General features: G+C 72.6%; 26 protein-coding genes and 1 tRNA gene. 11 read left to right on the top strand and 16 right to left on the bottom strand.

Going from position 1 to position 26,195, the window contains the following annotated elements; genetic code table 11:
* Positions 1 to 2 precede the first annotated feature (2 nt).
* The 3 genes from ACZ7JA_RS20950 to ACZ7JA_RS20940 all read left to right on the top strand — a co-directional run bounded on the left by ACZ7JA_RS20950 (position 3) and on the right by ACZ7JA_RS20940 (position 1,376).
* Positions 3 to 683, top strand: a complete 681-nt coding sequence (locus ACZ7JA_RS20950) for an adenosylcobinamide amidohydrolase (RefSeq protein WP_470809667.1) — start codon at positions 3 to 5, stop codon at positions 681 to 683.
* Positions 684 to 765: 82 nt separating this feature from the next.
* Positions 766 to 933 (top strand): hypothetical protein, encoded by a 168-nt coding sequence (locus ACZ7JA_RS20945; protein ID WP_470809665.1) that lies wholly within the window; start codon positions 766 to 768, stop codon positions 931 to 933.
* Positions 933 to 1,376, top strand: coding sequence for a hypothetical protein (locus tag ACZ7JA_RS20940; RefSeq protein WP_470809663.1), 444 nt, complete (start codon positions 933 to 935; stop codon positions 1,374 to 1,376). Before ACZ7JA_RS20945 ends, ACZ7JA_RS20940 begins: the two co-directional genes overlap by 1 nt.
* Positions 1,377 to 1,383: 7 nt before the next feature.
* Here the strand turns inward: ACZ7JA_RS20940 and ACZ7JA_RS20935 are convergent, their stop codons facing one another.
* On the bottom strand, positions 1,384 to 1,839 hold the full coding sequence (locus ACZ7JA_RS20935; RefSeq protein WP_389303635.1) for a GNAT family N-acetyltransferase: 456 nt from the start codon (positions 1,837 to 1,839) through the stop codon (positions 1,384 to 1,386).
* A 263-nt stretch (positions 1,840 to 2,102) separates the two neighbouring features.
* Between ACZ7JA_RS20935 and ACZ7JA_RS20930 the strand changes: the two genes are divergently transcribed.
* Entirely contained in the window at positions 2,103 to 2,876 is a 774-nt protein-coding gene (locus ACZ7JA_RS20930; RefSeq protein WP_351664824.1) for a response regulator transcription factor, read from the top strand.
* A 57-nt stretch (positions 2,877 to 2,933) separates the two neighbouring features.
* Here the strand turns inward: ACZ7JA_RS20930 and tamR are convergent, their stop codons facing one another.
* On the bottom strand, positions 2,934 to 3,431 hold the full coding sequence (tamR, locus tag ACZ7JA_RS20925; protein ID WP_069780386.1) for a MarR family transcriptional regulator TamR: 498 nt from the start codon (positions 3,429 to 3,431) through the stop codon (positions 2,934 to 2,936).
* An 89-nt stretch (positions 3,432 to 3,520) separates the two neighbouring features.
* Here tamR and ACZ7JA_RS20920 point away from each other — a divergent pair, with 89 nt between their 5' ends.
* On the top strand, positions 3,521 to 4,336 hold the full coding sequence (locus ACZ7JA_RS20920; RefSeq protein WP_351664822.1) for a trans-aconitate 2-methyltransferase: 816 nt from the start codon (positions 3,521 to 3,523) through the stop codon (positions 4,334 to 4,336).
* 3 nt (positions 4,337 to 4,339) lie between these two features.
* Positions 4,340 to 4,723 carry a VOC family protein gene (locus ACZ7JA_RS20915; protein WP_470809660.1) on the top strand — a complete coding sequence of 128 codons (384 nt, stop codon included), beginning with the start codon at positions 4,340 to 4,342 and terminating at the stop codon, positions 4,721 to 4,723.
* Here ACZ7JA_RS20915 and ACZ7JA_RS20910 read toward each other — a convergent pair.
* Together ACZ7JA_RS20910 and ACZ7JA_RS20905 are read right to left on the bottom strand one after the other, a co-directional pair.
* Complete coding sequence (locus ACZ7JA_RS20910; RefSeq protein WP_351664818.1) at positions 4,720 to 5,397, bottom strand: TetR/AcrR family transcriptional regulator; 678 nt, start codon at positions 5,395 to 5,397, stop codon at positions 4,720 to 4,722. The two genes, ACZ7JA_RS20915 and ACZ7JA_RS20910, sit on opposite strands and share 4 nt — an antisense overlap.
* A complete protein-coding gene (locus tag ACZ7JA_RS20905; protein ID WP_389449879.1) occupies positions 5,394 to 6,401 on the bottom strand; it encodes an acyl-CoA desaturase in 1,008 nt (335 codons plus the stop codon). Before ACZ7JA_RS20905 ends, ACZ7JA_RS20910 begins: the two co-directional genes overlap by 4 nt.
* 305 nt (positions 6,402 to 6,706) lie before the next feature.
* On the opposite strand from ACZ7JA_RS20905, the gene ppc reads away from it, so the two are divergent.
* Positions 6,707 to 9,439, top strand: coding sequence for a phosphoenolpyruvate carboxylase (gene ppc / locus ACZ7JA_RS20900; protein WP_351664814.1), 2,733 nt, complete (start codon positions 6,707 to 6,709; stop codon positions 9,437 to 9,439).
* A gap of 71 nt (positions 9,440 to 9,510) precedes the next feature.
* Here ppc and ACZ7JA_RS20895 read toward each other — a convergent pair whose 3' ends face one another.
* From ACZ7JA_RS20895 to ACZ7JA_RS20860, 8 genes are all read right to left on the bottom strand, one after another.
* Positions 9,511 to 10,227, bottom strand: a complete 717-nt coding sequence (locus ACZ7JA_RS20895) for an LPXTG cell wall anchor domain-containing protein (protein ID WP_351664812.1) — start codon at positions 10,225 to 10,227, stop codon at positions 9,511 to 9,513.
* Between the two features lie 136 nt (positions 10,228 to 10,363).
* Entirely contained in the window at positions 10,364 to 10,867 is a 504-nt protein-coding gene (locus tag ACZ7JA_RS20890) for a hypothetical protein (protein WP_470809657.1), read from the bottom strand.
* Positions 10,868 to 10,919: 52 nt separating this feature from the next.
* Entirely contained in the window at positions 10,920 to 11,522 is a 603-nt protein-coding gene (gene pth / locus ACZ7JA_RS20885; protein WP_351664808.1) for an aminoacyl-tRNA hydrolase, read from the bottom strand.
* Between the two features lie 70 nt (positions 11,523 to 11,592).
* Entirely contained in the window at positions 11,593 to 12,192 is a 600-nt protein-coding gene (locus tag ACZ7JA_RS20880; RefSeq protein WP_351664806.1) for a 50S ribosomal protein L25/general stress protein Ctc, read from the bottom strand.
* A gap of 204 nt (positions 12,193 to 12,396) precedes the next feature.
* A complete protein-coding gene (locus ACZ7JA_RS20875; RefSeq protein WP_351664804.1) occupies positions 12,397 to 13,377 on the bottom strand; it encodes a ribose-phosphate diphosphokinase in 981 nt (326 codons plus the stop codon).
* 141 nt (positions 13,378 to 13,518) lie between these two features.
* The gene (glmU, locus tag ACZ7JA_RS20870; protein ID WP_351664802.1) at positions 13,519 to 14,967 is read right to left on the bottom strand and encodes a bifunctional UDP-N-acetylglucosamine diphosphorylase/glucosamine-1-phosphate N-acetyltransferase GlmU; all 1,449 of its coding nucleotides are present in this window, start codon (positions 14,965 to 14,967) and stop codon (positions 13,519 to 13,521) included.
* Between the two features lie 131 nt (positions 14,968 to 15,098).
* Positions 15,099 to 15,174, bottom strand: a tRNA-Gln gene (locus ACZ7JA_RS20865).
* 7 nt (positions 15,175 to 15,181) lie between these two features.
* Entirely contained in the window at positions 15,182 to 16,072 is an 891-nt protein-coding gene (locus tag ACZ7JA_RS20860; protein WP_470809654.1) for a hypothetical protein, read from the bottom strand.
* A 166-nt stretch (positions 16,073 to 16,238) separates the two neighbouring features.
* Between ACZ7JA_RS20860 and ACZ7JA_RS20855 the strand changes: the two genes are divergently transcribed.
* A complete protein-coding gene (locus tag ACZ7JA_RS20855) occupies positions 16,239 to 17,540 on the top strand; it encodes a sensor histidine kinase (protein ID WP_470809652.1) in 1,302 nt (433 codons plus the stop codon).
* Between the two features lie 67 nt (positions 17,541 to 17,607).
* Here the strand turns inward: ACZ7JA_RS20855 and ACZ7JA_RS20850 are convergent, their stop codons facing one another.
* Entirely contained in the window at positions 17,608 to 18,102 is a 495-nt protein-coding gene (locus ACZ7JA_RS20850) for an SUKH-3 domain-containing protein (protein ID WP_351664796.1), read from the bottom strand.
* 79 nt (positions 18,103 to 18,181) lie between these two features.
* Positions 18,182 to 18,694, bottom strand: a complete 513-nt coding sequence (locus ACZ7JA_RS20845; protein ID WP_389449867.1) for a YwqJ-related putative deaminase — start codon at positions 18,692 to 18,694, stop codon at positions 18,182 to 18,184.
* A gap of 263 nt (positions 18,695 to 18,957) precedes the next feature.
* Here ACZ7JA_RS20845 and ACZ7JA_RS20840 point away from each other — a divergent pair, with 263 nt between their 5' ends.
* From ACZ7JA_RS20840 to ACZ7JA_RS20830, 3 genes are all read left to right on the top strand, one after another.
* Positions 18,958 to 19,983 carry an SMI1/KNR4 family protein gene (locus tag ACZ7JA_RS20840; RefSeq protein WP_470809650.1) on the top strand — a complete coding sequence of 342 codons (1,026 nt, stop codon included), beginning with the start codon at positions 18,958 to 18,960 and terminating at the stop codon, positions 19,981 to 19,983.
* Positions 19,984 to 19,993: 10 nt separating this feature from the next.
* Positions 19,994 to 22,828 (top strand): SUKH-4 family immunity protein, encoded by a 2,835-nt coding sequence (locus ACZ7JA_RS20835; RefSeq protein WP_470809648.1) that lies wholly within the window; start codon positions 19,994 to 19,996, stop codon positions 22,826 to 22,828.
* Positions 22,829 to 23,031: 203 nt separating this feature from the next.
* Positions 23,032 to 23,967, top strand: a complete 936-nt coding sequence (locus ACZ7JA_RS20830) for a cellulose-binding protein (protein ID WP_351664788.1) — start codon at positions 23,032 to 23,034, stop codon at positions 23,965 to 23,967.
* A 30-nt stretch (positions 23,968 to 23,997) separates the two neighbouring features.
* On the opposite strand, the gene ACZ7JA_RS20825 is transcribed toward ACZ7JA_RS20830, so the two are convergent.
* Together ACZ7JA_RS20825 and ACZ7JA_RS20820 are read right to left on the bottom strand one after the other, a co-directional pair.
* On the bottom strand, positions 23,998 to 25,578 hold the full coding sequence (locus ACZ7JA_RS20825; protein ID WP_389303638.1) for a sodium/solute symporter: 1,581 nt from the start codon (positions 25,576 to 25,578) through the stop codon (positions 23,998 to 24,000).
* A gap of 53 nt (positions 25,579 to 25,631) precedes the next feature.
* Complete coding sequence (locus ACZ7JA_RS20820) at positions 25,632 to 26,039, bottom strand: DUF485 domain-containing protein (protein ID WP_351664786.1); 408 nt, start codon at positions 26,037 to 26,039, stop codon at positions 25,632 to 25,634.
* Positions 26,040 to 26,195: the final 156 nt, after the last annotated feature.

Here is a 26,195-nt window from a genome sequence, read left to right as displayed (position 1 = left end):
CGGTGACCGCCGTCCTGCCCCCGCCCACCCCGACCACCGGACCGCACGACGTGCGGCTGCTGACCCGCTCCGAGGACGGCGAGCGGCTGCACGCGCTGCTGTGGCGGGCGGGCCCGGGCTGGCGCATGATCAGCAGCGCCGTGCTCGGCGGCGGCATCGGCGAGCGCGGCTGGGTCCTCAACGCCCAGGTGGCGCACGGCTACCGGCGCACCGACCCGGACCGCCACCTCGCCGGACTGGCCGCCCGGGAGGGCGCCGCCGGACCGGGCGTCGGGCTGATGACGGCGGCCGACGTCTCCCGCCACGGCCGCGCGGAGGACGGCGGGGCGGAGGCGGTCGTCACGGCCGGCATCAGCGTGCGCGGCTGGGCCGCGACCCCGGCGGAGGGCACCGCGCTGCCCGCGCAGCCGGGCACCATCAACATCATCGCCGTCCTCCCCGTGGCGCTGACCGACGCCGCCCTGGTCAACGCGGTGGCGACCGCCACCGAGGCCAAGGTCCAGGCCCTGCTGGACGCCGGCCACGACTGCTCCGGCACCCCCACGGACGCCGTCTGCGTGGCCTCCCGCACCCCCGCCCCCGGCGCACCCCCCCACCCCTTCGCCGGCCCCCGCTCCCTATGGGGCGCCCGCCTGGCCCGAGCGGTACACCGAGCGGTGGGGGAGGCCGTGACGCGGGGATGAGGCCAGGCAACGGCTAGAGAGCACCAGGCACTTGAGGGTCAGTAGGCTGCACGCGGTACCCGACCGACATGGAGGAGCGTCCGTGGGCGAGGAGTCACCGACCGGCGGAACACGAGTCGCCTTCCGGTCCAACGCGAGGGTCGTCCTGACCGACTTCGCCTACCAGCTCACCGTGCGCGCCTACGGCGTGGACGAGTGCGTTGCTCCCCGCCGCTTTCCCGCCCAGTTGCCGCAGTACGGGAATCACTGATGGACGAGGACGAGATCCGGTCCCGTTTCGACGGGCGGGGGTGGGTCGAGATCAGGGGTGGGGCGTCCGTGCGGGAGGGGGCCGAGCGGATCGCGTACGCGTCGGGGTACGAGCTGGTCCGCGTCGAGCGCAGCCGTGGTCCCGGCGGTGTTTTCGGCCTTCCGGCTCCCGTCACCGTGCGTCTGTTCTTCCGCCGCGACGACGATCCCCGGGCCCGGCGCCGGGCCGAGCGGACCGTCGAGCGGTTGCGGGCGGGTGGGCCGGTGGCGGCGGACGACGAGCCGCCGCCCGCTCCGCCGGGTCCGCCGCCGCCCCTCGTGCACCGGCCGCCCGCGCCCCGGCCCCGGCGGTCGATGGAGCCGCAGCCGCCTCCGCCGTCGGGGCCGCCCCGGCCGCGGGTTCCGCCCCGGCCGGCGCATCCGCCTCCGCCGCCCGCGCGGTGACCCGGCGTCAGCCGAGCCGCTTCGTCAGGGTGTACTCCGTGAGGCCCGGCGGGTAGTCGGGGATCACGCACACCACGTCGTAGCCCCGCTTCTTGTAGAAGTCCGGGGCCTGGAAGTCCCAGGTCTCCAGGCGGGCGTTGGCGCAGGCGCGGTCCGTGCGGGCGAGGTGCTCGGCGCGGGCCAGCAGGCGGGAGCCGAGGCCCGCGCCGCGGTGGCGGGCGTCGACCCACAGGTAGGTGACGTGCAGCCAGGTCGCCCAGGTGTGGCCGACCAGGCCGGCGGCCAGTTCCCCCGACTCGTCCAGCGCCCACACGTGCAGCGGGACGTCGCGCTCGCCGGGCGTGCCGCGCAGGGCCGCCAGCACCGGGGACGCCGCGGTGTTGGTGTCCCGCAGCCGGGAACGGAGCAGATCACGTCGGCCTTTGTCTACTTCCGCCTCAATACGAAACATGCGGCACACCATAAACGTGCCGGACGGCCAGTTCTGCAAATCGACTTCCGCCGCGTGCCCGCATCCGTACTCTGTGGAGCAGCGCCGGTGGGGGCCGGTGCTGATCAGGGGGCGAGACAGACGGGTACGACACCCGTGGTGGGGGTAGCAGTGTCCGCAACGGCGCTGGCCGTGCGGCCGGCGTTTCTCACCACGGGTGCCGGATCCGCGCGGGTCGTCGTTCTCCGGACCTTGGTCGTCCCCTGCTCCATGAGGAGCCTGGGGAAGGGGGTTTCGTGGTTCGCATCCGAGTGCTGGTCGTCGACGACCACCGTATCTTCGCCGAGTCGCTCGCGGCCGCGCTGGCCGCCGAGCCGGACGTCGACGTCTTCGCCGCGGGCAGCGGCCCGGCCGCGCTGCGCTGTCTGGACCGCGCCGCCGCCGAGGGCCGCCGTTACGACGTCCTCCTCGTGGACGCCGACCTGGGCGGCGCCCTGCCCGGCGTCCGCCCGGCCGTGCCCGTGCACGACGGCGACGAGGAGGGGCTGGTCGACGGGATCTCGCTGGTCGCGGGCGTCCGCTCGGCGCAGCCCGGGGTGCGGACGGTGGTCCTCGCCGAGAGGGACGACCCCCGCCGCGCCGCCCTCGCCCTGCAGGCCGGCGCCTCCGGCTGGGTCGCCAAGGACTGCTCGCTGTCCCGGCTGCTGACCGTGATCCGGGGGGTGCTGCGCGACGAGACGCATCTGCCGCCCGCCCTGCTCACCGGCGTCCTCAAGGAGCTGACGGCCGCCCGCAAGCACCGCACCGAGAGCGAGCGGCTGGTGGAGTCGCTGACCCCGAGGGAGCGGGAAGTGCTGCGGTGCATGGTCGCGGGGCTCGGCCGCAAGGCCGTGGCCGAGCGGCTGTTCCTCTCCCCGCACACCGTGCGCACCCACATGCAGAACGTCCTCGGCAAGCTGGGCGTCCACTCCACCCTCGCCGCCGTCGCCCTCGCCCGCAGGGCGGGCGTGGGGCCGGCCGACCTGGGCCCTGCCGGGCGGATCGGGGTGGAGGAGAGCAGCAGCGCCTGACCGATTCGGGCGTGCGTGCCGGACCCCGTGTCTCCGCCCCGGTCCGCCCGGCAGGCCTCAGCCGGGGATGTTGTCGAACGGGGCGGTCAACTGGCGTAGCAGGCCGGCGAGTTCGGCTCGCTGGGCGCGGGAGAGTTCGGCGAGGATCGCCCGCTCCTGCTCCAGCAGGCCCGCCAGCGCCTGGTCCGCGCGGTCCCGTCCGGTGTCGGTCAGCCGGACCAGCACGCCCCGCCGGTCGCTCGGATCGGGCAGCCGCTCCACCAGGCCCTTCTTGGCGAGCCGGTCGATGCGGTTGGTCATCGTGCCCGAGGTGACCAGGGTCTGCGTCAGCAGTTGCCCCGGCGAGAGCTGGTACGGGGTTCCCGCGCGCCGCAGTGCGGTCAGCACGTCGAACTCCCACGGTTCGAGCTGGTGTTCGGCAAAGGCGAGCCGGCGTGCGCGGTCCAGGTGCCGGGCCAGCCTGCTCACCCGGCTGAGCACCTCGAGCGGCTCCACGTCGAGGTCCGGGCGCTCCCGGCGCCACGCTGCGACCAGCCGATCGACCTCGTCCTCCATGGAGATCAGTGTAGTGGTTGTGTCGACATGAAGTCTCTTGATGTCGAGTCTCTTGACATCAAGACAATATTCCCGGGAGAGTGAACGACATGACGACACCCGCCTGGGACCCAGCCCAGTACCTCCGTCACGCCGGCCACCGCGCCCGCCCCTTCACCGACCTCCTCGCCCGCGTCCCGGAGCTCCCCTCCCGCCGGCCCCGGATCGCCGACCTCGGCTGCGGCCCCGGCAACGTCACCACCCTGCTCGCCGGACGCTGGCCCACCGCCCGCATCACCGGCTATGACAACTCGCCCGAGATGCTCGACAAGGCGCACGTCGACCACGAGGGCCCCACCGCGGGCGGCGGCCGGCTCGACTTCGCCCACGCCGACGCCCGCACCTGGACGCCCGGCGAGCCGTACGACCTGATCGTCTCCAACGCCACCCTGCAGTGGGTGCCCGGCCACGCCGACCGCTTCGCCGACTGGATCGCGGGCCTCGCGCCGGGCGGCGCCCTCGCCTTCCAGGTCCCCGACAACATCGACGCCCCGCTGCACGCCCTGATGCGCGAACTCGCCGCCGCCCCCCGCTGGAAGCCCCTCCTCGGCGACGTGCTGCGCCACGAGGACTCCGTGCACACCCCCGCCGCCTACCTGGACCGCCTCGCCCGCCTCGGCTGCGCCACCGACGTGTGGCAGACGACGTACCTGCACGTGCTGACCGGCGAGGACCCCGTCCTCGACTGGGTCAAGGGCACCGGCCTGCGCCCCGCCCTGACCGCCCTCGCCGACGATCCCGAGGCCCGCGACGCCTTCGTCGCCGAGTACCGCGACCTGCTCCGCGCGGCCTACCCGAGCGCGCCGTACGGCACGGTCCTGCCGTTCCGCCGGCTGTTCGCGGTCGCCGTGAAGAAGGGGGAGTGAGCCGTGCTCGCCGCGCTCGACCACGTCCAGCTCGCCATCCCGCCCGGCTCCGAGGACACCGCGCGGGCCTACTACGTGGACGTCCTCGGCATGACCGAGATCCCCAAGCCGCCGGTGCTGGCCGCGCGCGGCGGCTGCTGGTTCCGGGCCGGCCCGGTCCACCTCCACCTGGGCGCCGAGACGGACTTCCGGCCCGCCCGGCAGGCCCACCCGGGGCTGCGGGTCACGGACATCGAGGCCTATGCGGCCCGGCTCGCCGCCCACGGAGCGCCGGTCACCTGGGACGACGACCTGCCGGGCCACCGGCGCTTCTTCTCCGAGGACCCGGCGGGCAACCGGCTCGAGTTCCTGGAACCCGGCCAGGCCGTCCCGCGGGACCCCCGCTAGGCCTTCCGGTGCCCTATCAGCCGCGGCCGCTGCTCCAGGCCGTCCAGGCCGTGCCAGGCCAGGTTCACCAGGTGCGCCGCGACCTCCGCCTTCTTCGGCCGGCGCACGTCCAGCCACCACTGGCCGGTCAGCGCGACCATGCCGACCAGCGCCTGGGCGTAGAGCGGGGCCAGCTTCGGGTCGAAGCCGCGGGACTTGAACTCGCGGCCCAGGATGTCCTCCACCTGCGTGGCGATGTCGGAGATCAGGGACGCGAAGGTGCCCGTCGACTGCGGGATGGGGGAGTCGCGGACCAGGATGCGGAACCCGTCCGTGTACTCCTCGATGTAGTCCAGCAGCGCGAACGCCGCCTGCTCGCACAGCTCACGCGGATGCCCGGCGGTCAGCGAGCCGGTCACCATGTCCAGCAGCCGCCGCATCTCGCGGTCGACCACCACCGCGTACAGCCCCTCCTTGCCGCCGAAGTGCTCGTACACCACCGGCTTGGACACCCCGGCCTTCGCCGCGATCTCCTCCACCGACGTGCCCTCGAAGCCCTTCGCCGCGAACAGGGTGCGACCGATCTCCAGCAGCTGCTGGCGACGCTCGGCGCCGGTCATACGGGTCCGGCGGGTCCGCCGCTGCTTGTCGTTGCCCGGAGTGCTGCTGGAGTCGGTCGCCACGGCGTCAATCATGCCGCCTCGACGGTTTCCTTCCGGCGCCGGGAGCCGCCTTCACCGGTGTCGCGCCGTGAATCGATACGCGAGCGTGACGGCCAGCGCACGTCGTACGCCCAGCCGAGCAGCTCGAACCAGCGGATGAACCGCGCGGAGGAGTCCACCTGCCCGCGCATCACCCCGTGCCGGGCCGAGGTCGGGTCGGCGTGGTGCAGGTTGTGCCAGGACTCCCCGCACGACAGGACCGCCAGCCACCACACGTTGCCGGAGCGGTCCCGCGACTTGAACGGCCGCTTGCCCACCGCGTGGCAGATCGAGTTGATCGACCACGTCACGTGGTGCAGCAGGGCCACCCGGACGAGTGAACCCCAGAAGAACGCGGTGAACGCGCCCCACCAGGACATCGTCACCAGCCCGCCGATCAGCGGCGGAAGCGCCAGGGACACGGCCGTCCACAGCACGAACTGGCGGGAGATCGCCCGCAGCGCCGGGTCCTTGATCAGGTCCGGGGCGTACTTCTCCTGCGGGGTCTGCTCCTCGTCGAACATCCAGGCGATGTGCGCCCACCACAGGCCCTTGATCAGAGCCGGGACCGTCTCCCCGAACCGCCACGGCGAGTGCGGGTCGCCCTCCGCGTCGGAGAACTTGTGGTGCCTGCGGTGGTCGGCCACCCAGCGCACCAGCGGCCCCTCGACCGCCAGCGAACCCATGATCGCCAGCGCGATCCGCAGGGGCCGCTTCGCCTTGAACGAGCCATGGGTGAAGTACCGGTGGAAACCGATCGTGATGCCGTGGCATCCCAGGAAGTAGAAGAACACCAGCAGGCCCAGGTCGAGCCAGCTCACCCCCCAGCCCCAGGCCAGCGGCACGGCCGCCACCAGTGCCAGGAACGGCACCGTGATGAACAGGAGCAGCGTGATCTGCTCGATCGAACGCTTCTGCTCGCCGCCCAGCGTGGCGGAGGAGATGGAGGTGTCGTTGGCCTTACGGGCTTCGTCGATCACATCGGAACTAGAGGTCATGCGCGTCCCCTGTGGGGTCTAGGGTCGAGGCAGATGCCGGGCCGCCGGAACCGGCGGGAGATGGAGCGACCGTTCCCTACGGTTCCGTAACCTACGGCGTCGTAAGTATGTCAGCGTGCCGTCCGGCGGCAAGAGCCCGCGAGCCTGCGCGTCCGAGTGGACACCTATCCTTGTAGTCGGTCGGACAGCGCGGTCCGCTCTGATTCCTTCCCGGACGCCTCGGCCCGTATGCGGCACCCGCCGCGCGGTGGACGGACGTCCGGGTTCCCTCCAGACGAGCTTCAACACTGCAAGGAGCCGCACCTGTGAGCAGTGCCGACGACCAGACCACCACGACCGGCAGCGAGCTGCGAGCCGACATCCGCCGGCTGGGTGACCTCCTGGGCGAGACCCTCGTACGCCAGGAAGGCCCCGAACTCCTCGACCTGGTGGAAAAGGTCCGCCGCCTCACCCGGGAGGACGGCGAAGCCGCCGCCGAGCTGCTGCGCGGCACCGAACTGGAGACCGCCGCCAAGCTGGTCCGCGCCTTCTCCACCTACTTCCACCTCGCCAACGTCACCGAGCAGGTGCACCGCGGCCGCGAGCTGCGCGCCCGCCGCGCCGCCGAGGGCGGCCTCCTCGCCCGCACCGCGGACCGCCTCAAGGACGCCGACCCCGAGCACCTGCGGCAGACCGTCGAGCACCTCAACGTCCGCCCCGTGTTCACCGCGCACCCCACCGAGGCCGCACGCCGGTCGGTCCTGAACAAGCTCCGGCGCGTCGCCGCGCTCCTGGACGCCCCCGTCCTCGACTCCGACCGCCGCCGCCACGACATCCGCCTCGCCGAGAACATCGACCTCGTGTGGCAGACCGACGAACTGCGCGTCGTCCGCCCCGAACCCGCAGACGAGGCCCGCAACGCCATCTACTACCTCGACGAACTGCACGCCGACGCCGTCGGCGACGTCCTCGAGGACCTCACCGCCGAACTGGAGCGCGTCGGCGTCAGACTGCCCGACGCCACCCGCCCGCTCACCTTCGGCACCTGGATCGGCGGCGACCGCGACGGCAACCCCAACGTCACCCCCCAGGTCACCTGGGACGTCCTCATCCTCCAGCACGAGCACGGCATCAACGACGCCCTGGAGATGATCGACGAACTGCGCGGCCTGCTCTCCAACTCCATCCGCTACGCCGGAGCCACCGAGGAACTGCTGGACTCCCTGCACCGCGACCTCGAACAGCTGCCCGAGATCAGCCCCCGCTACAAGCGCCTCAACGCCGAGGAGCCCTACCGGCTGAAGGCCACCTGCATCCGGCAGAAGCTGGAGAACACCAAGGAGCGCCTCGCCAAGGGCACCCCCCACCAGGACGGCCGCGACTACCTCGGCACCGGCGAACTCCTCGCCGACCTGCGCATCATCCAGACCTCCCTGCGCGAGCACCGCGGCGCCCTCTTCGCCGACGGCCGCCTCGCCCGCACCATCCGCACCCTCGCCGCCTTCGGCCTCCAGCTCGCCACCATGGACGTCCGCGAACACGCCGACGCCCACCACCACGCCCTCGGCCAGCTCTTCGACCGACTCGGCGAGGAGTCCTGGCGGTACGCCGACATGCCCCGCGACTACCGGGCCAGGCTCCTCGCCAAGGAACTGCGCTCCCGCAGGCCGCTCGCCCCCACCCCGGCCCCCGTCGACGCCGCCGGGCAGAAGACCCTCGGCGTCTTCGAGACCGTGAAGAAGGCCCTGGAGGTCTTCGGACCCGAGGTCATCGAGTCCTACATCATCTCCATGTGCCAGGGCGCCGACGACGTCTTCGCCGCCGCCGTCCTCGCCCGCGAGGCCGGCCTCGTCGACCTGCACGCCGGCTGGGCGAAGATCGGCATCGTGCCGCTGCTGGAGACCACCGACGAACTGCGCGCCGCCGACACCATCCTGGAGGACATGCTCTCCGACCCGTCCTACCGGCGCCTGGTCGCGCTGCGCGGCGACGTCCAGGAGGTCATGCTCGGCTACTCCGACTCCTCGAAGTTCGGCGGCATCACCACCAGCCAGTGGGAGATCCACCGCGCCCAGCGCCGGCTGCGCGACGTCGCCCACCGCTACGGCGTGCGGCTGCGCCTCTTCCACGGCCGCGGCGGCACCGTCGGCCGCGGCGGCGGCCCCTCCCACGACGCCATCCTCGCCCAGCCCTGGGGCACCCTCGAAGGCGAGATCAAGGTCACCGAACAGGGCGAGGTCATCTCTGACAAGTACCTCATCCCCTCCCTCGCCCGCGAGAACCTCGAACTGACCGTCGCGGCCACCCTGCAGGCCTCCGCCCTGCACACCGCGCCCCGCCAGTCCGACGAGGCCCTCGCCCGCTGGGACGCCGCCATGGACGTCGTCTCCGACGCCGCCCACGCCGCCTACCGCCGGCTCGTCGAGGACCCCGACCTGCCGACGTACTTCCTCGCCTCCACGCCCGTCGACCAGCTCGCCGAGCTGCACCTGGGCTCGCGGCCCTCCCGCCGCCCCGGCTCCGGCGTCTCGCTCGACGGTCTGCGCGCCATCCCGTGGGTGTTCGGCTGGACTCAGTCCCGGCAGATCGTGCCCGGCTGGTTCGGCGTCGGCTCCGGACTCAAGGCACTGCGCGAAACCGGTCTGGACACCGTGCTCGGCGAGATGCACGAACAGTGGCACTTCTTCCGCAACTTCGTCTCCAACGTCGAGATGACCCTCGCCAAGACCGACCTGCGGATCGCCCAGCACTACGTCGACACCCTCGTCCCCGACGAGCTCAAGCACGTGTTCGACACCATCAAGGCCGAACACGAACTCACCGTCCGCGAGGTCCTGAAGATCACCGGCGAGGACGAACTCCTCGACGCCACCCCCGTCCTCAAGCAGACGCTCGCCATCCGCGACGCCTACCTCGACCCCATCTCCTACCTCCAGGTCACCCTGCTCAAGCGGCAGCGCGACGCGGCCGCCGCGGGCGCCGAAGCCGACCCGCTGCTCTCCCGCGCCCTGCTCCTCACCGTCAACGGCGTGGCGGCGGGCCTGCGCAACACCGGCTGACAGCCCCACCGCACACACGGGTGCCCCCGCGGTCGCACGACCACGGGGGCACCCGTCCGTCTACGCCGGCCTCAGCCGCGCAGCGCCCGCCGGCGCCGGGCCACCAGGAAGCCGCCCGCGCCGACCAGCACCGCGGCACCGGCCGACAGCAGCCCCACCGGAGCACCGTTGCCCGTCTCCGCCAGGTCACCGCCGCCCTGGGCGGACGGCGACGAGGACACCGCCGGGGACGGCGAACCGGACGCCGGCGCACCCGGCACCGAGCCGGACGAGGACGACGGCGACGCGGCGGACGAGGAACCCGGCGACGCGGTCGAGGAGCCCGGCGCCGAAGCGGACGGCGACGCCGAACCGGACGGCGCGCCCGCGCCCCCTTCGGAACCGGCGCAGTCCGTCCAGAACACCTTGTGCTTCGCCGCGCCCTTCTCGCCCTCGAAGTTCCAGAACAGCTTGTAGTGACCGTCCGGCAGTGACAGGTCGTCCGTGCGGCCGTGACCGCCGGTGTCCAGCGTGAGGGCGCCGGACTTCACCGTCTCGCCCTTCACGGACGCCGTCGGCGCCCAGGCCTCGATGTGCCAGTCGACCCGCTGCACGCCGTCGAAGCCGAAGGCGTCCAGGTAGAACGTGCACACGTGCGGCTCGTTGCGGCGCAGCTCCTCGCCGGTGCGGGCATCGTGGATCTTGACGGTGCCGTTGTCGCCGGGAGCGGCGTGGGCGGCGGCGGGGACGGCGAACAGCGCCGCCGAGGCGACGGCGGTCAGAACGCCGACGCGGGTGGGGGTGGGCATAGGGCAGTCCATCTACGCGACAGGGACGGGAAGATGTGGAGGGGGCGGTTCAGCTTCCGGCCCGGCCCGGGGCCCGGTCAATCACGAACGGACAACACACAGGGCCCCTACACATGTGAAGAACGCCCCAACCCCGTCACAGCGCCACGAACGCCGCCGTCAGCAGCGCCGCACCCGCCCCGGCCAGCGCCCACGCCGGCCGGGTCCGCCGCATCCCGCCCGCCACCACGACCGACGCCAGCAGCAGCGCCCCGCCGAACGGCACCCACGCGTACAGCACACCCGCGGGACCCGACCGCACCGCCTCGGCCGACCCCGGCTTCAGCACCACGTCGTACGTCCGCCCCGCGCGCACCGCGACCGACCGCTCGATCTTCACGCGCGCGTGCGCACCGGCCCCCGCGGAGGCCGGCGTGAACGGACCGGAGCAGACGTCCCCCGCGCAGTCCGCCACCCGGACCGTGCCCCGCTCCCGCCCCTTGGTCAGCATCACGTGCTGCGCGGTCCCCCAGGAACCCCACACCCCCGCGAACAGGATCAGCGCGGCGAGGACACCCGTCGACGCGACCCGCCCGAACCGCAGCGCGGTCACGGAGGCCTGGCGGGCGGTGGTGGCTGAGGCAGGCATGGCGGGGATCATTGGCCATACCCCTACTGCCGGTCAACTCCGGGGGGAGCCAAGACCGGACAAGTCAGGAGTTGTAGGCGCTCTGCGCCCGCTCCAGACCCTCCGTCACCAGGCACTCCACCGAATCCGCCGCCCGGTCCACGAAGTAGTCCAGCTCCTTGCGCTCCGACGACGAGAAGTCCTTCAGCACGAAGTCCGCCACCTGCATCCGCCCCGGCGGCCGGCCGATCCCGAACCGCACCCGGTGGTAGTCCGCGCCCATCGCCTTCGTCATCGACTTCAGACCGTTGTGCCCGTTGTCCCCGCCGCCCAGCTTCAGCCGCAGCACGCCGTAGTCGATGTCCAGCTCGTCGTGCACCGCGACGACGTTCGCCGGCGGCACCTTGTAGAAGTCCCGCAACGCGTTCACCGGCCCACCCGACAGGTTCATGAACGACATCGGCTTCGCCAGGATCACCCGGCGGCTCGCCGGCCCCACCGGACCGATCCGCCCCTCCAGCACCTGCGCCTGCGCCTTGCCCGCCCGCTTGAACTTCCCCCCGATCCGCCCGGCGAGCAGGTCCACCACCATGAAACCGACGTTGTGCCGGTTCATGGCGTACTCCGGCCCGGGATTACCGAGCCCCACGATCAGCCAGGGGGCGCCTGCGGGAGTGCTCACGTCCATGTCTCCTTGATACGCGCCAGCCGCCGTCCCCCACGGGGAACAGCGGCTGACGAAACGACGACTACGAGGATCAGGCCTCGGCGACCTCTTCGGCGCCCTCGGTCTCCTCGCCCTCCGGGGCCTCCTCGGCCTGCGCGGCCAGGACCTGCAGGACGACCGCGTCCTCATCGACGGCCAGGGTCACGCCGGACGGCAGGGTGATGTCCTTGGCGTGGATGGAGGCGCCGGCCTCCAGGCCCTCGACGGAGACGGTGACGGCCTCGGGGATGTGCGTGGCCTCGGCCTCGACCGGAAGCGCGTTCAGCACGTGCTCGAGCAGGTTGCCGCCCGGGGCCAGCTCGCCCTCGGTCTGCACCGGGATCTCGACCGTGACCTTCTCGCCGCGCTTGACCAGCAGCAGGTCGACGTGCTCCAGGAAGCCCTTGATCGGGTCGCGCTGCACGGACTTCGGGATCGCCAGCTCGTTGGTCTTGCCGTCGATGTCCAGCGAGATCAGGACGTTCGGCGTGCGCAGCGCCAGCAGCAGCTCGTGGCCCGGAAGGGTCAGGTGCAGCGGGTCGGAGCCGTGACCGTAGAGAACGGCGGGAACCTTGTCCTCACGGCGGATACGACGGGCGGCACCCTTGCCGAACTCGCTGCGCGTGGCGGCGGTGAGCTTGACCTCGGACATGTTGATCACTCCTCGGAAACAGAGACGGACGTGGTCACCCGGCCACGAACGGCCTGCTACGAAGAGCGCGTCGATAACGGATCGCCGTACCCCGTGGAAACGGGAACGGCCTCCCTCGCCGAGCAACTGCAGCAGTCTACTCGGCAGGGGAGGCCGCCTCCAAAAGGATCTTCAGCTAGCCCGCGAAGGCGAACTGCAGAAACCTCACTGCTCGTCGAAGAGGCTGGTCACCGACCCGTCCTCGAACACCTCACGCACCGCGCTCGCGATCGTCGGAGCGATCGACAGAACCTTGATCTTGTCCAGGTCCCCCGCCAGCTCACCCGGCGTCGGCAGCGTGTTCGTGAACACGAACTCACTCACCCGCGAGTTCTTCAGCCGGTCCGCCGCCGGACCCGACAGCACACCGTGCGTAGCCGTCACGATGACGTCCTCCGCACCATGCGCGAACAGCGCGTCCGCCGCGGCGCAGATCGTGCCACCCGTGTCGATCATGTCGTCCACCAGGACGCAGATCCGGCCCTTCACATCACCGACGACCTCGTGCACCGTGACCTGGTTCGCCACGTCCTTGTCCCGCCGCTTGTGCACGATCGCCAGCGGCGCGCCCAGCCGGTCGCACCAGCGGTCCGCCACCCGCACCCGGCCGGCGTCCGGCGACACGACCGTCAGCTTCTGCCGGTCCACCTTGCCGCCCACGTAGTCCGCCAGCAGCGGCAGCGCGAACAGGTGGTCCACCGGACCGTCGAAGAAGCCCTGGATCTGGTCCGTGTGCAGATCCACGGTCAGGATCCGGTCCGCGCCCGCGGTCTTCATCAGATCCGCGATCAGACGCGCCGAGATCGGTTCACGGCCCCGGTGCTTCTTGTCCTGCCGCGCGTAACCGTAGAACGGCACGATCACCGTGATCGAACGGGCCGACGCGCGCTTCAACGCGTCGATCATGATCAGCTGCTCCATGATCCACTTGTTGATCGGCGCCGTGTGGCTCTGGATCAGGAAGCAGTCGGCGCCACGCGCCGACTCCTGGTAACGGACGTAGATCTCGCCGTTGGCGAAGTCGAAGGCCTTCGTCGGGACGACCCCGACACCCAGCTGCTGGGCGACCTCCTCGGCAAGCTCGGGGTGGGCGCGGCCGGAGAAGAACATCATCTTCTTCTCGCCGGTCGTCTTGATCCCGGTCACAGCACAGTCTCCTCAGAGGTCTCTAAAAGCCAGCCGGCTGCCCAAGCCACCACTCGGCTGGGCGCGAGAGGCCGAATCAGCTGGTAGGGGTGCGGATGTCCACTTATCACGGTACGCCGTGTTCGGCGCACCCGTTTCCCGTCAGTCCTCGTCAGCGCCCTGCCGGGACGCCGCCTCGGCCGCCTTCGCGGCCGCGCTCCCAGGACGCTTGCGAGCCACCCAACCCTCGATATTCCGCTGCTGACCACGGGCCACGGCCAGCGAACCGGGCGGCACATCCTTCGTGATCACGGACCCGGCGGCGGTGTAAGCACCGTCCCCGACCGTGACAGGAGCCACAAACATGTTGTCCGACCCCGTCTTGCAGTGCGAGCCGACGGTCGTGTGGTGCTTGCTCTCCCCGTCGTAGTTCACGAACACACTCGCCGCACCGATGTTCGAGAAATCGCCGATCGTCGCGTCACCCACGTACGACAGATGCGGAACCTTCGTCCCCTCACCGATCGACGAGTTCTTCGTCTCCACGTACGTACCGATCTTGGCCTTCGCACCGAGACGCGTACCCGGCCGCAGATACGCGTACGGCCCCACGGACGCCCCCGCGCCGATCCGCGCGCCGTCCGACACCGTGTTGTCCACCCGCGCCCCCGCACCCACCCGGGTGTCGTTGAGCCGGCTGTTCGGACCCACCTCGGCACCCTCGCCGATCAGCGTCGCACCCGACAGCAGCGTGTTCGGATACACCACCGAGTCCCGCTCGAACGTCACCGTCACGTCCACCCACGTCGACGCCGGATCCACCACCGTCACACCGTCCAGCATCGCCCGCGTCAGCAGACGGTCGTTCAGAATCCGGCGCGCCTCCGCGAGCTGCACCCGGTTGTTGATCCCCGCGATCTCCCGGTGATCACCGGCCACCGACGCACCGACCCGGTGCCCCGCCTCACGCAGGATCCCGAGCACGTCCGTCAGGTACTCCTCGCCCTGGCTGTTGTTCGTCCGCACCTTCTTCAGCGCGTCCGCCAGCAGCCGCCCGTCGAACGCGAACACCCCGCTGTTGATCTCCCGGATCGACCGCTGCGCGTCCGACGCGTCCTTGTGCTCCACGATCGCCGTCACCGCGCCCGACGCCTCGTCGCGCACGATCCGGCCGTAACCGGTCGCGTCCGGGACCTCCGCGGTCAGCACCGTCACGGCGTTGCCGTCGGCGGCGTGCGTCTCCGCGAGCCGCCGCAGCGTGTCCGCGGTCAGCAGCGGAGTGTCCCCGCACACCACGACCACGGTCCCGTCGACCGGGCCGCCCAGCTCCTCGAGACCCATCCGCACCGCGTGCCCGGTGCCGTTCTGCTGCTCCTGCACGGCCGTGCGGACGCCGGGGTCGATCTCACCGAGGTGCGCGGCGACCTGCTCACGGGCGTGCCCCACGACCACGACCAGGTTCGCCGGATCCAACTCACGGGAGGCGGCCAGCACATGGCCCACGAGGGAACGACCGCAGATCTGGTGCAGGACCTTCGGTGTGGCCGACTTCATACGGGTGCCCTCACCCGCTGCGAGAACGACGACGGCTGCCGGGCGAATGGCGCTCACGGGGTTGCCCTTCGGCTCTGGATGGGTGGGGGTGACAGCCGCAGGATACCGGGGCGCGTTGTGGCGGATATGAGTGCGGGCCCTGACGGTACTGTCACCGGTCAGGACCCGAACCTGGATCGTGTGTGCTGTGGCTCCCCCGCAAGGATTCGAACCTTGTCCTGCTGGTACCAAAAACCAGTGTGCTGCCAGTTACACCACGGGGGACAGCGCCTCAGACCATACCCGAGGAGCGTGGTGGTGTGATCCCGGAGACACCCTTCACGATGCCCTGCCACCAGCCGTCGATGCGACGGTACAGCTCTGCCCCCTGCAGAACATTGATCACAAGACAGCCCCGGTAGTTCTCGCCCACGTTCTTGCGGACGGTCTTCGGGTTGTGCTTCTTGATGGTCGTCCGCTGGAAGGTGTCGGCCTCCACGCCCACGATGTCGGCCCAGTACTGGATGGCGCCCTCGACGTCACCCGTCGCGTGGATCATGAGACGGCACCGGCGCCGCTCGGGCTCCACGCCGAGCAGATCCAGCCAGGCGAGATAGACCCGGATCACGCCCGGATCGCTGTTGACGAACTGCACGGTCTCGCGCCGGGCATACGGCTTGTCCTTCGCGCCCTCGGCCCAGTAGAGAGCGACGCCTGTCAGGAACAGATCCCGTTCGGACAGCTTGCCGACCGAGCCGGCCGCGGCCCGCTTCGTTGCTTCACGCTCGCGGTCCACGGCTGCGTATCTGTGGGCCAGACCCGCGCGCATCAGCTCCTGTTGCTCCTCAGGTGTGTAGCGCGGAGCCGGCCTCGGCAGGTCCCGCACCCACAGCGAGACCGAGCTCCTGGAGCAGCCCAGTGCCGCCTGGATCCGGTCGTACGTCCACCCCTTCAGGCGCAGTTCCCGGGCCCTCTCCCGGAGGTCGTCCTTGGCGTTCGGGCGTTTCGTCCATTCCGGGGGCGGTTCGCCCTTCACGAGCCGGTTGAGGATGTCGTTGTTGAAGACCCTCAGCTCGTCCCGGATCTGCCGGAGGCTGTACCCCTCCCGCCGCAGCGCGACCGCTCGCTTCCGCAACGTTTCGAAGTCCTCGTACCTGCTGCTCTTGCCGGGTGAATGTGTCATACGCATACCGTCCGGGCGGAATGATCGGGTCCGGGGTCGAACGGATGGGGTTCAGCTGTTCGAGGGATCTCGGGGGGATCAGGTGTCATTCGATTACGGAGTGTGGTGTGCGGCGGTAGGCGAAAGTCACCGGAAATGGCATGGCCGCCGCCCGTAGGCTGGGGGCATGACCACGACGGGGGAAGAGCACACCAGGGCCCTGACCGGCCCGTGGTGGTGGGCCAGGTGGCGCAGTGCGGTGCTCGACGGGAGTCTCGCGCTGGTGTCGGCCGTGGAGTGCGGGGCGGAGGGGATTCCGTTCGCCCGGGACGCGGGTGTCCCGGTGTCGGTGGGGATCGTGTTCGGGTTGATCGCCGGCTCGGTCCTGCTGGTGCGCAGGAAGTGGCCGATCGCCGTCGTGCTGGTCGCGATCGCGATCACGCCGGCCCAGATGGGCTTCCTGATGGGCATCGTCGGCCTGTACACGCTGGCGGCGTGCGAGCTGCCGCGGCGGATCATCGTGGCGCTGGCGGGGATGTCGCTGGTGGGCACGATGGTCGTGACGTTCGTGCGGGTGCGGCAGGACATGGCGCGGGGTGATCTGACGCTGGGCGACTGGTTCGTGCCGTTCGCCTCGATCACGACCTCGCTGGGTCTGACGGCGCCGCCGGTGCTGCTCGGTCTGTACGTGGGCGCGCGGCGCCGGTTGATGGAAAGCCTGCGGGAGCGGGCGGACTCGCTGGAGCGGGAGCTGCAGTTGCTCGCGGAGCGGGCGGAGGAGCGGGCCGAGTGGGCGCGCAACGAGGAGCGGACGCGGATCGCCCGTGAGATGCACGACGTGGTCGCGCACCGGGTGAGTCTGATGGTGGTGCATGCGGCGGCGTTGCAGGCGGTGGCGCGGAAGGACCCGGAGAAGGCGGTGAAGAACGCCGCGCTGGTGGGGGACATGGGGCGTCAGGCGCTGACGGAGCTGCGGGAGATGCTCGGGGTGCTGCGGGCCGGGGAGGACGCGGGGCGGCGGGCGGCGGCGGTGCCGCTGGCCGCGGTGGGGGCGGCCGTGGTGCGGGCGGCTTCGAAGGCGGCCGAGGAGGAGGGGCCGTGTCTGTCGGAGCTGGAGGAGCTGGTGGGGCAGTCGGCCGCGGCGGGGATGGTGGTCGATCTGTCGGTGGAGGGGGAGGTGCGGTCGTATGCGGCGGAGGTGGAGCAGACGGCGTACCGGGTGGTGCAGGAGGCGCTGACGAACGTGCACAAGCACGCGGGGGGCGCGAAGACGTACGTGCGGCTCGCGCATCGGGTCGGGGAGATCGCGATGCAGGTGGAGAACGGTCCGCCGCCGGAGCCGGGCTCCGCGTTGGCGGCGGGGTTGCCGTCGGGCGGCAACGGTCTGGTGGGGATGCGGGAGCGGGTGCTGGCGCTGGGGGGCGTGTTCGTGTCGGGGCCGACGGATGTGGGGGGTTTCCGGGTGTCGGCGGTGATCCCGGCGGTGTGAGGGGCGCGGCCGCCGCGGTGTGACGGGCGCCGCCGTTGCCGACCGGGCCGGTCGGTGCCGGGTGGGGTCAGGCGGTGGTGAGGCGGGCGGGTATGGCGCCGGTGACGAGGGTCGTCAGGGCCTGGTCGATGTCGGGGCCGAGGTACCAGTCGCCGGTGTGGTCGAGGGCGTAGACGCGGCCTTCGGCGTCGATGGCGAGGAGGGCGGAGGTGTCGGTCTCCTCGCCGAGGGGGCTGACCTCGGTGCCGAGGGCGCGGCCGAGGTCGCCGAGGGTGCGGGCGAGGTGGAGGCCGTGCAGGGGGTCGAGGTGCAGGGTCGCGGGGGCGACCTGGCGGCCGGGTCCGGTGGGGGCGATGCGCAGTCCGCCGAACTCGGCCCAGGCCTCGACGGCGGCGGGGAAGACGGTGTGCTCGTGTCCGGCGGGTGAGGTGTGCTCGCGCAGGGTGTCGGCCCAGTACTCCGCTTGCTTTATGTCCCAGCGCCCGGGCTGCCAGCCGGCGGCGCGCAGGGCGGCGTCGACGGGGACGGGGAAGCGGGTGGTGGAGGTGCGGTCGGGGTGCATCTGCCCTTCGATCGTCGTGCGTGCTGTGCGGGTGGTGCGGGGCGTTCCGGTGGGTCTCGCCGTGCGGGGTGGGGTGGGTTCAGTCGCCGGCGGTGGGGTCGACGACGCGGACGCCGAAGTGGGCGCTCAGGGCGGTGCAGGCGCGGCAGGGCGTGGCGAAGTTCCCGTGGAGGGGGTCGCCGTCCTCGCGTATGCGGCGGGTGGTGAGCTTGGCCTGCTTGAGGACTTTGCGGGCTTCGCCGTTGGTCATGGGCTTGCGGGCGGCGCGTTTGGTGCGGGCGGCGTCGGCGGCGGTGATGTGCCGGGAGATGAGGATGGTCTCGGCGCAGCGGCCGGTGAAGCGGTCGCGCTGAGTGCTGGTGAGGGTGTCGAGGAAGTCCTGTACGAGGGGGTGCAGGACCGGTGGCTGGTCGCCGCGGGCGGCGGTGCCGGTGAGGGTGGTGCCGCGTACGGAGAGGGCGGCGGCGATGGTGGGGAGGATGCCGTCGCGGCGGTGGTGGAGGGTGGGGGCGGCGGGCGTGGGGGTGCCGCTCCAGCCGATGCGCGGGTCGCCGGCCCGCACGTCGGCGCCTCCGGTCTGCGTCGCGTTCATGTGCGTTTTCCCTCCCCGGGGGTGCCCCCGAAGGACACAGAGTGCCAAATGCCGTGGCTCGTCGGGAAGCTGGGGCGGCGCGACACGCCCGGGTCGGGTGGTGCTGTGACGTTGGGGTGACGGCTGGTCACGGAAGTGGGGGCGGGATGTGGCGGGGTGGGGCGGCGGGCCGGTGACCGGTGTGCGCGTACCGCTTAGGCTGTCGGCATCCGCGATCGACACCGCCGTTCAGGCCAGAGAGAACGCCTCAGGGGGCAACCGCCATGACGACAGGTCGGCTCGGGCTGGGGGCACCGCCCAGCCGCCAGGCCGGGGGACAAGCCGCGCCGCCGAACGCGGCCTATGCCGGGCAGGTCGTGCACTTCCCGGATCCGGTCCGGGCGGCACGTCACCCGAGAGGGGTACGGGTCGATGAGCATGGTTACCCGGATTTCTCGGCGTACGCGCGCGCGGCGGCGGAGATCGCCGATCCGCCGGAGGGTTTCGGGGTCGACGAGCTGAGGCTGACGGACTACGTGTCGGCGAACGCGGCGTTGGCGGCGACGGGGCACGAGTTGTGGGACACGGTGCCGGATGTGGCGACGCCGCACGGCTGGACGTGGCACCACGTGGTGGGTTCGCGGCGGCTGGAGTTGGTGCCGGTCGAGGTGAAGGCGCTGTTGCGGCATCACGGCGGGGTGGCGACGACCCGGGTGGATCACGGCAAGCGCGGTACGCGGCCGTTGCAGGAGACGCGTCCGGCGCACTTCGGGCTGCCGAAGTCGGGTGTGGCGGTGACGGAGTCGCAGGTGCAGGGCGTCGAGGAGGAGCTGGGGTACCGCCTGCCGGGCGCGTACCGGTCGTTCCTCAAGGCGGCCGGCGGTTGTGCGCCGGTGGGCGCCGCGCTGGACGCCGAGCTGGGGCTGCTGCTGGACCAGCCGTTCTTCACGGTGCGGGACGAGGCCGCGGTCAACGACCTGGTGTACGTCAACAAGTGCCTGCGCGACCACCTGACGAAGGATTACCTGGGCGTCGGTTTCGTGCAGGGTGGTCTGCTCGCGGTGAAGGTGCGCGGCGAGCGGGTGGGTTCGGTGTGGTTCTGCGCGTACGACGACGTGCGGGACGTGGACGCGTCGTGGTCGCCGGCGGAGCGGGTGGAGCGGTTGCTGCTGCCGTGCGGTGACGACTTCGACGCGTTCCTGTCGCGGCTGGCGGGCGATCCGCCGGAGTTGGAGACGGTGGCGAGCCTGATGGTGGACGGCGGTTTCGCGCGTGCCGTTCCGGTGTCGTCCGTGCCGGTGGGGGAGTGAGCTGCGAGCGATGGTGACCTTTGCGCAGGCGCAGGAGCGCGCTGAGGAGTGGATCAACGGGGATGTGCCCGCGTACCAGCATCGTGAGGTGCGGGTGCGGGAGTTCGAGCTGGGCTTCGTGGTGTGGGGCGAGGACCGTGCCGAGGGGCCGCGGTCGGACGCGGGCGGGCAGCGGCTCGTCATCGCCCGGGACAGCGGCGAGGCGACGCTGTGGCCGGCGCTGCCGGTGGGCGAGGTGATCCGCCGGTACGAGGAGGAGTACGGGCGGGTCGACGAGGTGCGGGACGCGGTGCCGGCGCAGGCTCCGGCCCGGGTGGACCTGAACCAGACGTCGTTCCTGCTGAGTCCGCCGGAGTGGTTGCAGGAGGCGGCGGACAAGCTGGGCATCCCGGATCGCCGTTCGGGGGAGTCCTCGGGGGCCGCGGCCGCTGCGGACTCCGGTGCTGCCGCCGCCGGTTCGGGCGGGGGCGGCGGGGCGCTCGCCGAGACGCAGGCCGGGGTGCCGGCGGCGGGGCCCTCGGACGCGGTGCCGGGCGCGCCGGCCGCGGGGCCGGGCTCCGGGAGCGGTGCCTCGTGGCCGTCCGCCGGTGCGGGCGCCACACCGGGCGCGGGGCCGGCCGGGGCGCCGGGTGCGCCGGGTGGGCCCGCGGGCGGGCCGGTCGCGCCCGGTGCGCCTGGTGTGCCGGGTGCGCCGGAGGCTCCCGCGGGGGCCACGCCGTGGGCGGGTACGGACACCAACGCGGATTCCGGCGAGGATCGTTCGGTGCCGTTGCCGGCGACCGTGTTCGCGCCGCCGCTGAGCGACTCGGACGGCGACGCGCCGCGGCCGCCGGCCGCCGCGCCGGACGCCAAGACGGCGCTGATGTCCGGGGGCAGCGCGCTGCCGTCCACGACGGTGGCGCCGGCGCTGGACTCGCAGGGCGGGCCGGGGGCGCCGGGCGCCCCCGGCACCCCGCCCGCCGCGCCGGGTGTGCCGGGCGCCACGCCTCCGCCGCCCGCGGGTGTGCCGTCCTACGGCCATCCGCAGCCCCCCGCGGCGCCGGGTACGCCGCCGCCGGCCGGGCCGGGCGCGACTCCGCCGCCTCCGGGCGCGGCGCCTCCCAGTGCGCCGACGTACGGCTATCCGCCGGCGCCGGGTGCGGTGCCGGACGCGCCGCCTCCGCCGGCCGGTGGCGAGCGGCCGCTCGCGCCGAACGCCGGGGACATCGCGGACGCGGCGACGAGCAAGGCGGCGCCGCCGCCGCGCAAGCCGCGCGCCGGGCTGGGCGCGCCGCCTCCGCCGCCGGGCGCCCCGGGTACGCCGGGCGCCCGTCCGGGCAGTGCGCCCCCGCCGCCCGCGCCGGGCGCTCCCGGCGCGCCCGCGGGCGGGTACGTGCCGACGCAGCTCGTGTCGGCGCTCGGCCCGGAGGGCCCCGGTGCTCCGGGTGCTCCTCAGCCGCCCGGTGCGCCGGGTACGCCGCCGGGCGACGCTCCCCACGCGGCCACGGTGCTGGCCACCCCGGGCATGCCGATGCCTCCCGCTCCCGGCGCCCCGCAGCCTCCGGGCGCTCCCGGTGTTCCCGGCGCGCCCGCCGCTCCCGGTGCCCCGGGCGGTGGCCGTGGTGCGGTGCACCACGCGGAGACCGTGCTGGCGGCGCCGCCCGTGGGCGGTCCGGGAGCGCCGCCGCCCCCGCCGCCGGTGCCCGGTCCGCCCGGGATGCCGCCGGGCGCCCCCGGCGTTCCGGCGCCGATGGCCCCGCCGCAGCCGCAGCCGCAGCCGCAGCCGCAGCCGCATCCGCACCCGCAGCCGATGCCGCCGCCTGGTGCGATGCCGCCGCCGGGTGGTCCGCTGCCGGGGCAGCCGCCGGCGTACGGCTATCCGCAGCAGGGGCAGCCGACGGTGGGTCCGGGGTACCAGGCGGTGCTGCGCTACCGGGCGCAGGACGGTTCGGAGCAGCAGCTGATCCGGCGTTCGGCGCCGGGCACGCCGCATCCGGAGTGGCAGATCTTCCATGAGCTGCGGGCGATGAACGTGCCGCCGGACCAGGTGCTGGAGCTGCACACGGAGCTGGAGTCGTGCGAGCTGCCGGGGGCGTACTGCGCGCGGATGATCCGGGAGCAGTGGCCGCAGGCGCGGATCACGAGCATCGCGCCGTACGGCACCGACCACGCGAGCCGGCAGCAGGGCATGCGGCAGTTGCTGGCGCACCAGGGTGAGCTGCATCAGGTCGCCGACGGTCCGGCGCGGCCCGCGCCGGTGCGGGCGCCGCTGCCGCCGGTGCCGCCGGCGCCGCCCGTCCCGCCGGAGGCGATCGCACAGGAGCTGGCGGCGGCGTTCGGGCCGGGTGTCTTCCGGTTCGAGCAGCAGGCCGTGTCGCGGCAGGGTGTGCCGCCGGTCGTGGCGCACACGCTGGTGGTGGCCGGGCTTCCGGTGGACCTGGGTCCGTTCTTCTGGGCGCAGGCCCAGCCGGGCCGTCCGGTGCCGACGCTGGCGGAGCTGGCGGTGGAGCGCGGGGTGCAGCCGGCGCCGGACGCGGGGTCGTACCTGGTGATGGGCACGGACTTCGGCCGGGCGGTGTGTGTGCAGTACGGGACGGCGAACATCGTGGCCGTTCCGGTGGAGGCCGGGCCGGGCGGTGCTCCGGTGCCGCCGCAGTTCGTGAACACCGGCCTGCCGGAGTTCGCGCGGTGCCTGGCGCTGCTGGGTCGGATGTGGCGGCTGAGGCACGGGCTGAACCAGGAGCAGGCGGGCCGCTGGACGGTGGACTTCCAGGCGCAGCTTGCCGCGCTGGACCCGGCGGCGCTGGGGTCGCCGGAGAGCTGGTGGTCGGTGCTGCTGGAGCAGATGTGGGACGGGCTGTTGTAGCCCGCGCCCGCTGAGGCCCGCTCCTCTCGTGCCCTTCACGCGTGTGCGTGGAGGGCACGATTTTTTTCCCGGGCGCGTCGCCGGGGGCGATTTCGACCGTGACATCTCTGCGGAGTGTCGTGTTATGAACACTCAGGCCTGGTCTAGCAGGATATGCGCTAAATCATTATGTCGTGTATGTCCGGCGGAGAGGGGCTCCCAGGGTGAGCAGCGCATCGGCGACGCCGTACGGCATCGAGACCGTCCGGGGGCGCGGCTACCGCCCCGACCAGGTCGACGCGTACCTGGAGGCGCTGTCGCAGGACCGGGACGCCGCATGGGAGCGCGCCGCGCGGCTGACCGTGCTCGCCAAGGACATGGAGGCGGAGGCGGCGCGGCTGCGGGAGGCGGTCGGGGAACTGGTGCCGCAGACGTACGAGTCGCTGGGGGAGCGCGCGGCGCAGCTGTACCGACTGGTGCTGCGGGAGGCGGAGGAGGTCCGGGAGGAGGCGCGGCGGGCGGCGCAGGAGGAGATCGCGGAGGCCGAGGCGTACGCCCTGGACGTGCACCAGGCGGCCCGGGAGGCGGCGGACGCGTCGCGCGCCGAGGCAGTGGAGCACGCCCGCCGGCTCGTGCTCGCCGCGCGCGCCGAGGCCGACGAGCTGCGGATCGGCGCGCGGCGCGGGGTGAAGGAGCGGCGCGGGGAGGCGCTCGCCGCGCTGCGCGAGGTGCGCGAGCGCATCGACGGACTCGCCGCCGAGCAGGCGGCGGAGCAGGCGGAGCGGCTGGCGGCCGTGGAGCGTGAGGAGGCCGAGCGGCTGGTCGCGCTGGAGGCCTGTCAGGCCGAGCGGATCGCCGCCGCCGAGGCCCGGGTCGCCGAGGCGGAGCGGGCGCTCGTCGAAGCCGAGGAGGCCGCGCGCCGCTGCGAGGAGCAGGCGCGGGTGCGTGCCGTCGAGATCGTCGACGAGGCGCACACGGAGGAGAAGCGCATCGCCCAGGAGACCGAGCGGGTGCTGCGCGAGCACAGCGAGATGTGGGACGAGGTCCAGACGCACATGGACTCCGTGCGCAACAGCCTGATCACCCTGACCGGGAGGGTGGAGCAGGAGCAGGGGGTGCCGTCCGGGTCGGGGCTGCGTGAGCCGGAGGACACCCCCTGACGGGGCGAAGGCGTGCGTTGCCGCGTCGGGTCAGTCGCCCCTGCGGACCGCGCCCGCCAGGATCCAGCCCTCCACCGCCTCGTACTGGCGCCGCTGCTCCTCCGCCTTGCGGCGGCCGGAGACGACCGTGCCCAGCCAGCCGAAGAGGAAGCCGGCCGGAATGGAGACGATGCCGGTCGTGGTGAACGGGAACCAGTTGAAGTCGGCGCCGGGGAAGGCCGAGAAGGGCGAACCGGAGACGAGGTTGGTGCCCGGCATGAGCAGCAGCACGGTCAGCGAACCGCCGAGCAGGGTGCCCATCAGCCCGGCGCGGGTGTAGCGGCGCCAGAAGAGGCTGTAGACGAGGGCGGGGGCGAGCGCGGAGGCGCCGAGGCAGAAGGAGAGCGTCACCAGCGGCTGCAGGCTGTGGTGCTGCACCAGGGTGGCCAGCAGGATCGTGGGCACGCCGATGGCGAGCGCGGAGAAGCGGGCCAGGGCCATCTCCCGGCGGGCCGGCATCTCCTGCACCCGGGCGGCGAACACGTCGTGGGCCAGGGAGTTGGCGCAGGCGAGGATCATCCCGGCGACCGAGGCGAGCAGGGTCAGGAAGAGCGCCGTGGTGACCAGGGTGAACAGGAAGCTCTCCGTGGTTGAGACGTCCACGCCGAACGCCGCCCGCGAGCCCAGCAGGTAGGCGGTGTTGCCCTGCTGGTCGGCGGCCGCGATCGCCGAGCGGCCGACGAGGGCCGTGGCGCCGAACCCGACCACCGTGATGACCAGCACGAACAGTGCCACGAGCGACACCGCCCAGGACAGTGAGCGGCGCACCTGGCGGGCGCTGGAGGCGGTGTACATGCGCATGGTGACGTGGGGCAGGCAGGCCCCGCCGAGGACGATGGTCAGCTCGGAGGAGATCATGTCCAGGCGGGCGTTCGAATGCCCGGCGAACTGCAGCCCGGAGTGCAGGAAGGCGGGTCCCGCGCCGCTCTGCGCCGCGGCCGCCTGGAAGAGGGCGCCCGGGTCCCAGTCGAAGCGGTGCAGGATCAGTACGGCGACGACGGCGCCGGAGCCGACCAGCATCACGATCTTGAGGATCTGGATGAGCGCGGTGCCCTTCATGCCGCCGATCGCGGCGTAGGCGATCATCAGGGCGCCGAGTCCCATGACGCAGCCGGTCTTCAGGGACTCGTTGGAGAAGCCGAGGATGAAGGCGATGAGCTGTCCGGTGCCGGCGAGCTGCACCAGCATCAGCGGCAGCAGCGAGGCGATCGTCACCACGCAGGCCGTGATCCGCACGGCGCGGCCCGGCATCCGGCGGGCCAGCGCGTCGCCCATGGTGAACCGGCCGGCGTTGCGCAGCGGTTCGGCCAGCAGGAACATCAGCAGCAGCAGGGAAAGGGCGGTGCTGAGGGCGAGCACGACACCGTCGTAGCCGCACAGGGCGATCACTCCGCCGGTGCCGAGGACGGTGGCCGCGGAGATGTAGTCCCCGGCGATGGCCAGGCCGTTGCGCAGCGGGGACAGGGTGCCGTAGCCGGTGTAGAACTCGTCGAGGTCGTCGCGGTCCGGGCCGGTCATCACGCACAGCAGCAGGGTGAGGGTGGCCACGGCGGAGAACGCGACCAGCGACATGGCCTGGGCGGAGCCGCTGAAGCCGGAGACGTCCGGCGGGAGGGCGCGGGCGGTCACCGGATCGCCCCCCGCCGCGCGTCCAGTTCGGCCTCCTTGCGGATGCGGTCGGCGAGCGGGTCGACATGGCGGCGCGCGGTGTGCTCGTACAGGGCGATCGCCAGCCAGGTGACCGGGAGTTGGAGCAGGGCGAGCAGCAGGCCGGCCGGGACGCCGTCGGCGAGGTCCCGCGTCATGACGTGCGGGGCGTACGCGGACAGCACGAGGAACAGCGTGAAGTAGCCGAGTGCGGTGAGGGTGGCGGTGCGGCGCTGCCAGCGGTAGGCGCCGCGCAGCATGCGCAGGTCGCTGTGGTGCCCGAGGGGTTCGTGGGCCGGGGCGCGGTGCGTGCGCGGCGGTTCGGGGGGCGCCGGCTGCCAGGGGTAGGTGGGGTAGGTCGGGGAGGGCGGCGGGTCGTAGGACATCCCGGGGCTCCTTGCGTGGCTCGGGTCCGTGGCGGCGGACCGCAGGGAGGTAGGGCTTGGGGAAGCGGGTCACGCACGCTACTCGCGGGGCCACGGCCGCGCGTGCTTTTCACCGAACTGGCCGGTCGGTATGCGCTTACTCCACCGAACCGTGTC

It is taken from the genome of Streptomyces sp. NPDC038135 (assembly GCF_055601245.1).
The sequence above is the reverse complement of the archived record's forward strand: the minus strand, read 5'-3'. Positions and strand labels throughout refer to the sequence as shown.

Bases quoted from the DNA above. Each gene is read 5' to 3' on its own strand.
- ACZ7JA_RS20940 (WP_470809663.1), top strand. From the start codon at position 933: ATGGACGAGGACGAGATCCGGTCCCGTTTCGACGGGCGGGGGTGGGTC.
- ACZ7JA_RS20935 (WP_389303635.1), bottom strand. From the start codon at position 1,839: ATGGTGTGCCGCATGTTTCGTATTGAGGCGGAAGTAGACAAAGGCCGA.
- tamR (WP_069780386.1), bottom strand. From the start codon at position 3,431: ATGGAGGACGAGGTCGATCGGCTGGTCGCAGCGTGGCGCCGGGAGCGC.
- ACZ7JA_RS20920 (WP_351664822.1), top strand. From the start codon at position 3,521: ATGACGACACCCGCCTGGGACCCAGCCCAGTACCTCCGTCACGCCGGC.
- ACZ7JA_RS20910 (WP_351664818.1), bottom strand. From the start codon at position 5,397: ATGATTGACGCCGTGGCGACCGACTCCAGCAGCACTCCGGGCAACGAC.
- ACZ7JA_RS20905 (WP_389449879.1), bottom strand. From the start codon at position 6,401: ATGACCTCTAGTTCCGATGTGATCGACGAAGCCCGTAAGGCCAACGAC.
- ACZ7JA_RS20895 (WP_351664812.1), bottom strand. From the start codon at position 10,227: ATGCCCACCCCCACCCGCGTCGGCGTTCTGACCGCCGTCGCCTCGGCG.
- ACZ7JA_RS20890 (WP_470809657.1), bottom strand. From the start codon at position 10,867: ATGATCCCCGCCATGCCTGCCTCAGCCACCACCGCCCGCCAGGCCTCC.
- pth (WP_351664808.1), bottom strand. From the start codon at position 11,522: ATGGACGTGAGCACTCCCGCAGGCGCCCCCTGGCTGATCGTGGGGCTC.
- ACZ7JA_RS20880 (WP_351664806.1), bottom strand. From the start codon at position 12,192: ATGTCCGAGGTCAAGCTCACCGCCGCCACGCGCAGCGAGTTCGGCAAG.
- ACZ7JA_RS20860 (WP_470809654.1), bottom strand. From the start codon at position 16,072: ATGACACATTCACCCGGCAAGAGCAGCAGGTACGAGGACTTCGAAACG.
- ACZ7JA_RS20855 (WP_470809652.1), top strand. From the start codon at position 16,239: ATGACCACGACGGGGGAAGAGCACACCAGGGCCCTGACCGGCCCGTGG.
- ACZ7JA_RS20850 (WP_351664796.1), bottom strand. From the start codon at position 18,102: ATGCACCCCGACCGCACCTCCACCACCCGCTTCCCCGTCCCCGTCGAC.
- ACZ7JA_RS20845 (WP_389449867.1), bottom strand. From the start codon at position 18,694: ATGAACGCGACGCAGACCGGAGGCGCCGACGTGCGGGCCGGCGACCCG.
- ACZ7JA_RS20840 (WP_470809650.1), top strand. From the start codon at position 18,958: ATGACGACAGGTCGGCTCGGGCTGGGGGCACCGCCCAGCCGCCAGGCC.
- ACZ7JA_RS20835 (WP_470809648.1), top strand. From the start codon at position 19,994: ATGGTGACCTTTGCGCAGGCGCAGGAGCGCGCTGAGGAGTGGATCAAC.
- ACZ7JA_RS20825 (WP_389303638.1), bottom strand. From the start codon at position 25,578: ATGTCGCTGGTCGCGTTCTCCGCCGTGGCCACCCTCACCCTGCTGCTG.
- ACZ7JA_RS20820 (WP_351664786.1), bottom strand. From the start codon at position 26,039: ATGTCCTACGACCCGCCGCCCTCCCCGACCTACCCCACCTACCCCTGG.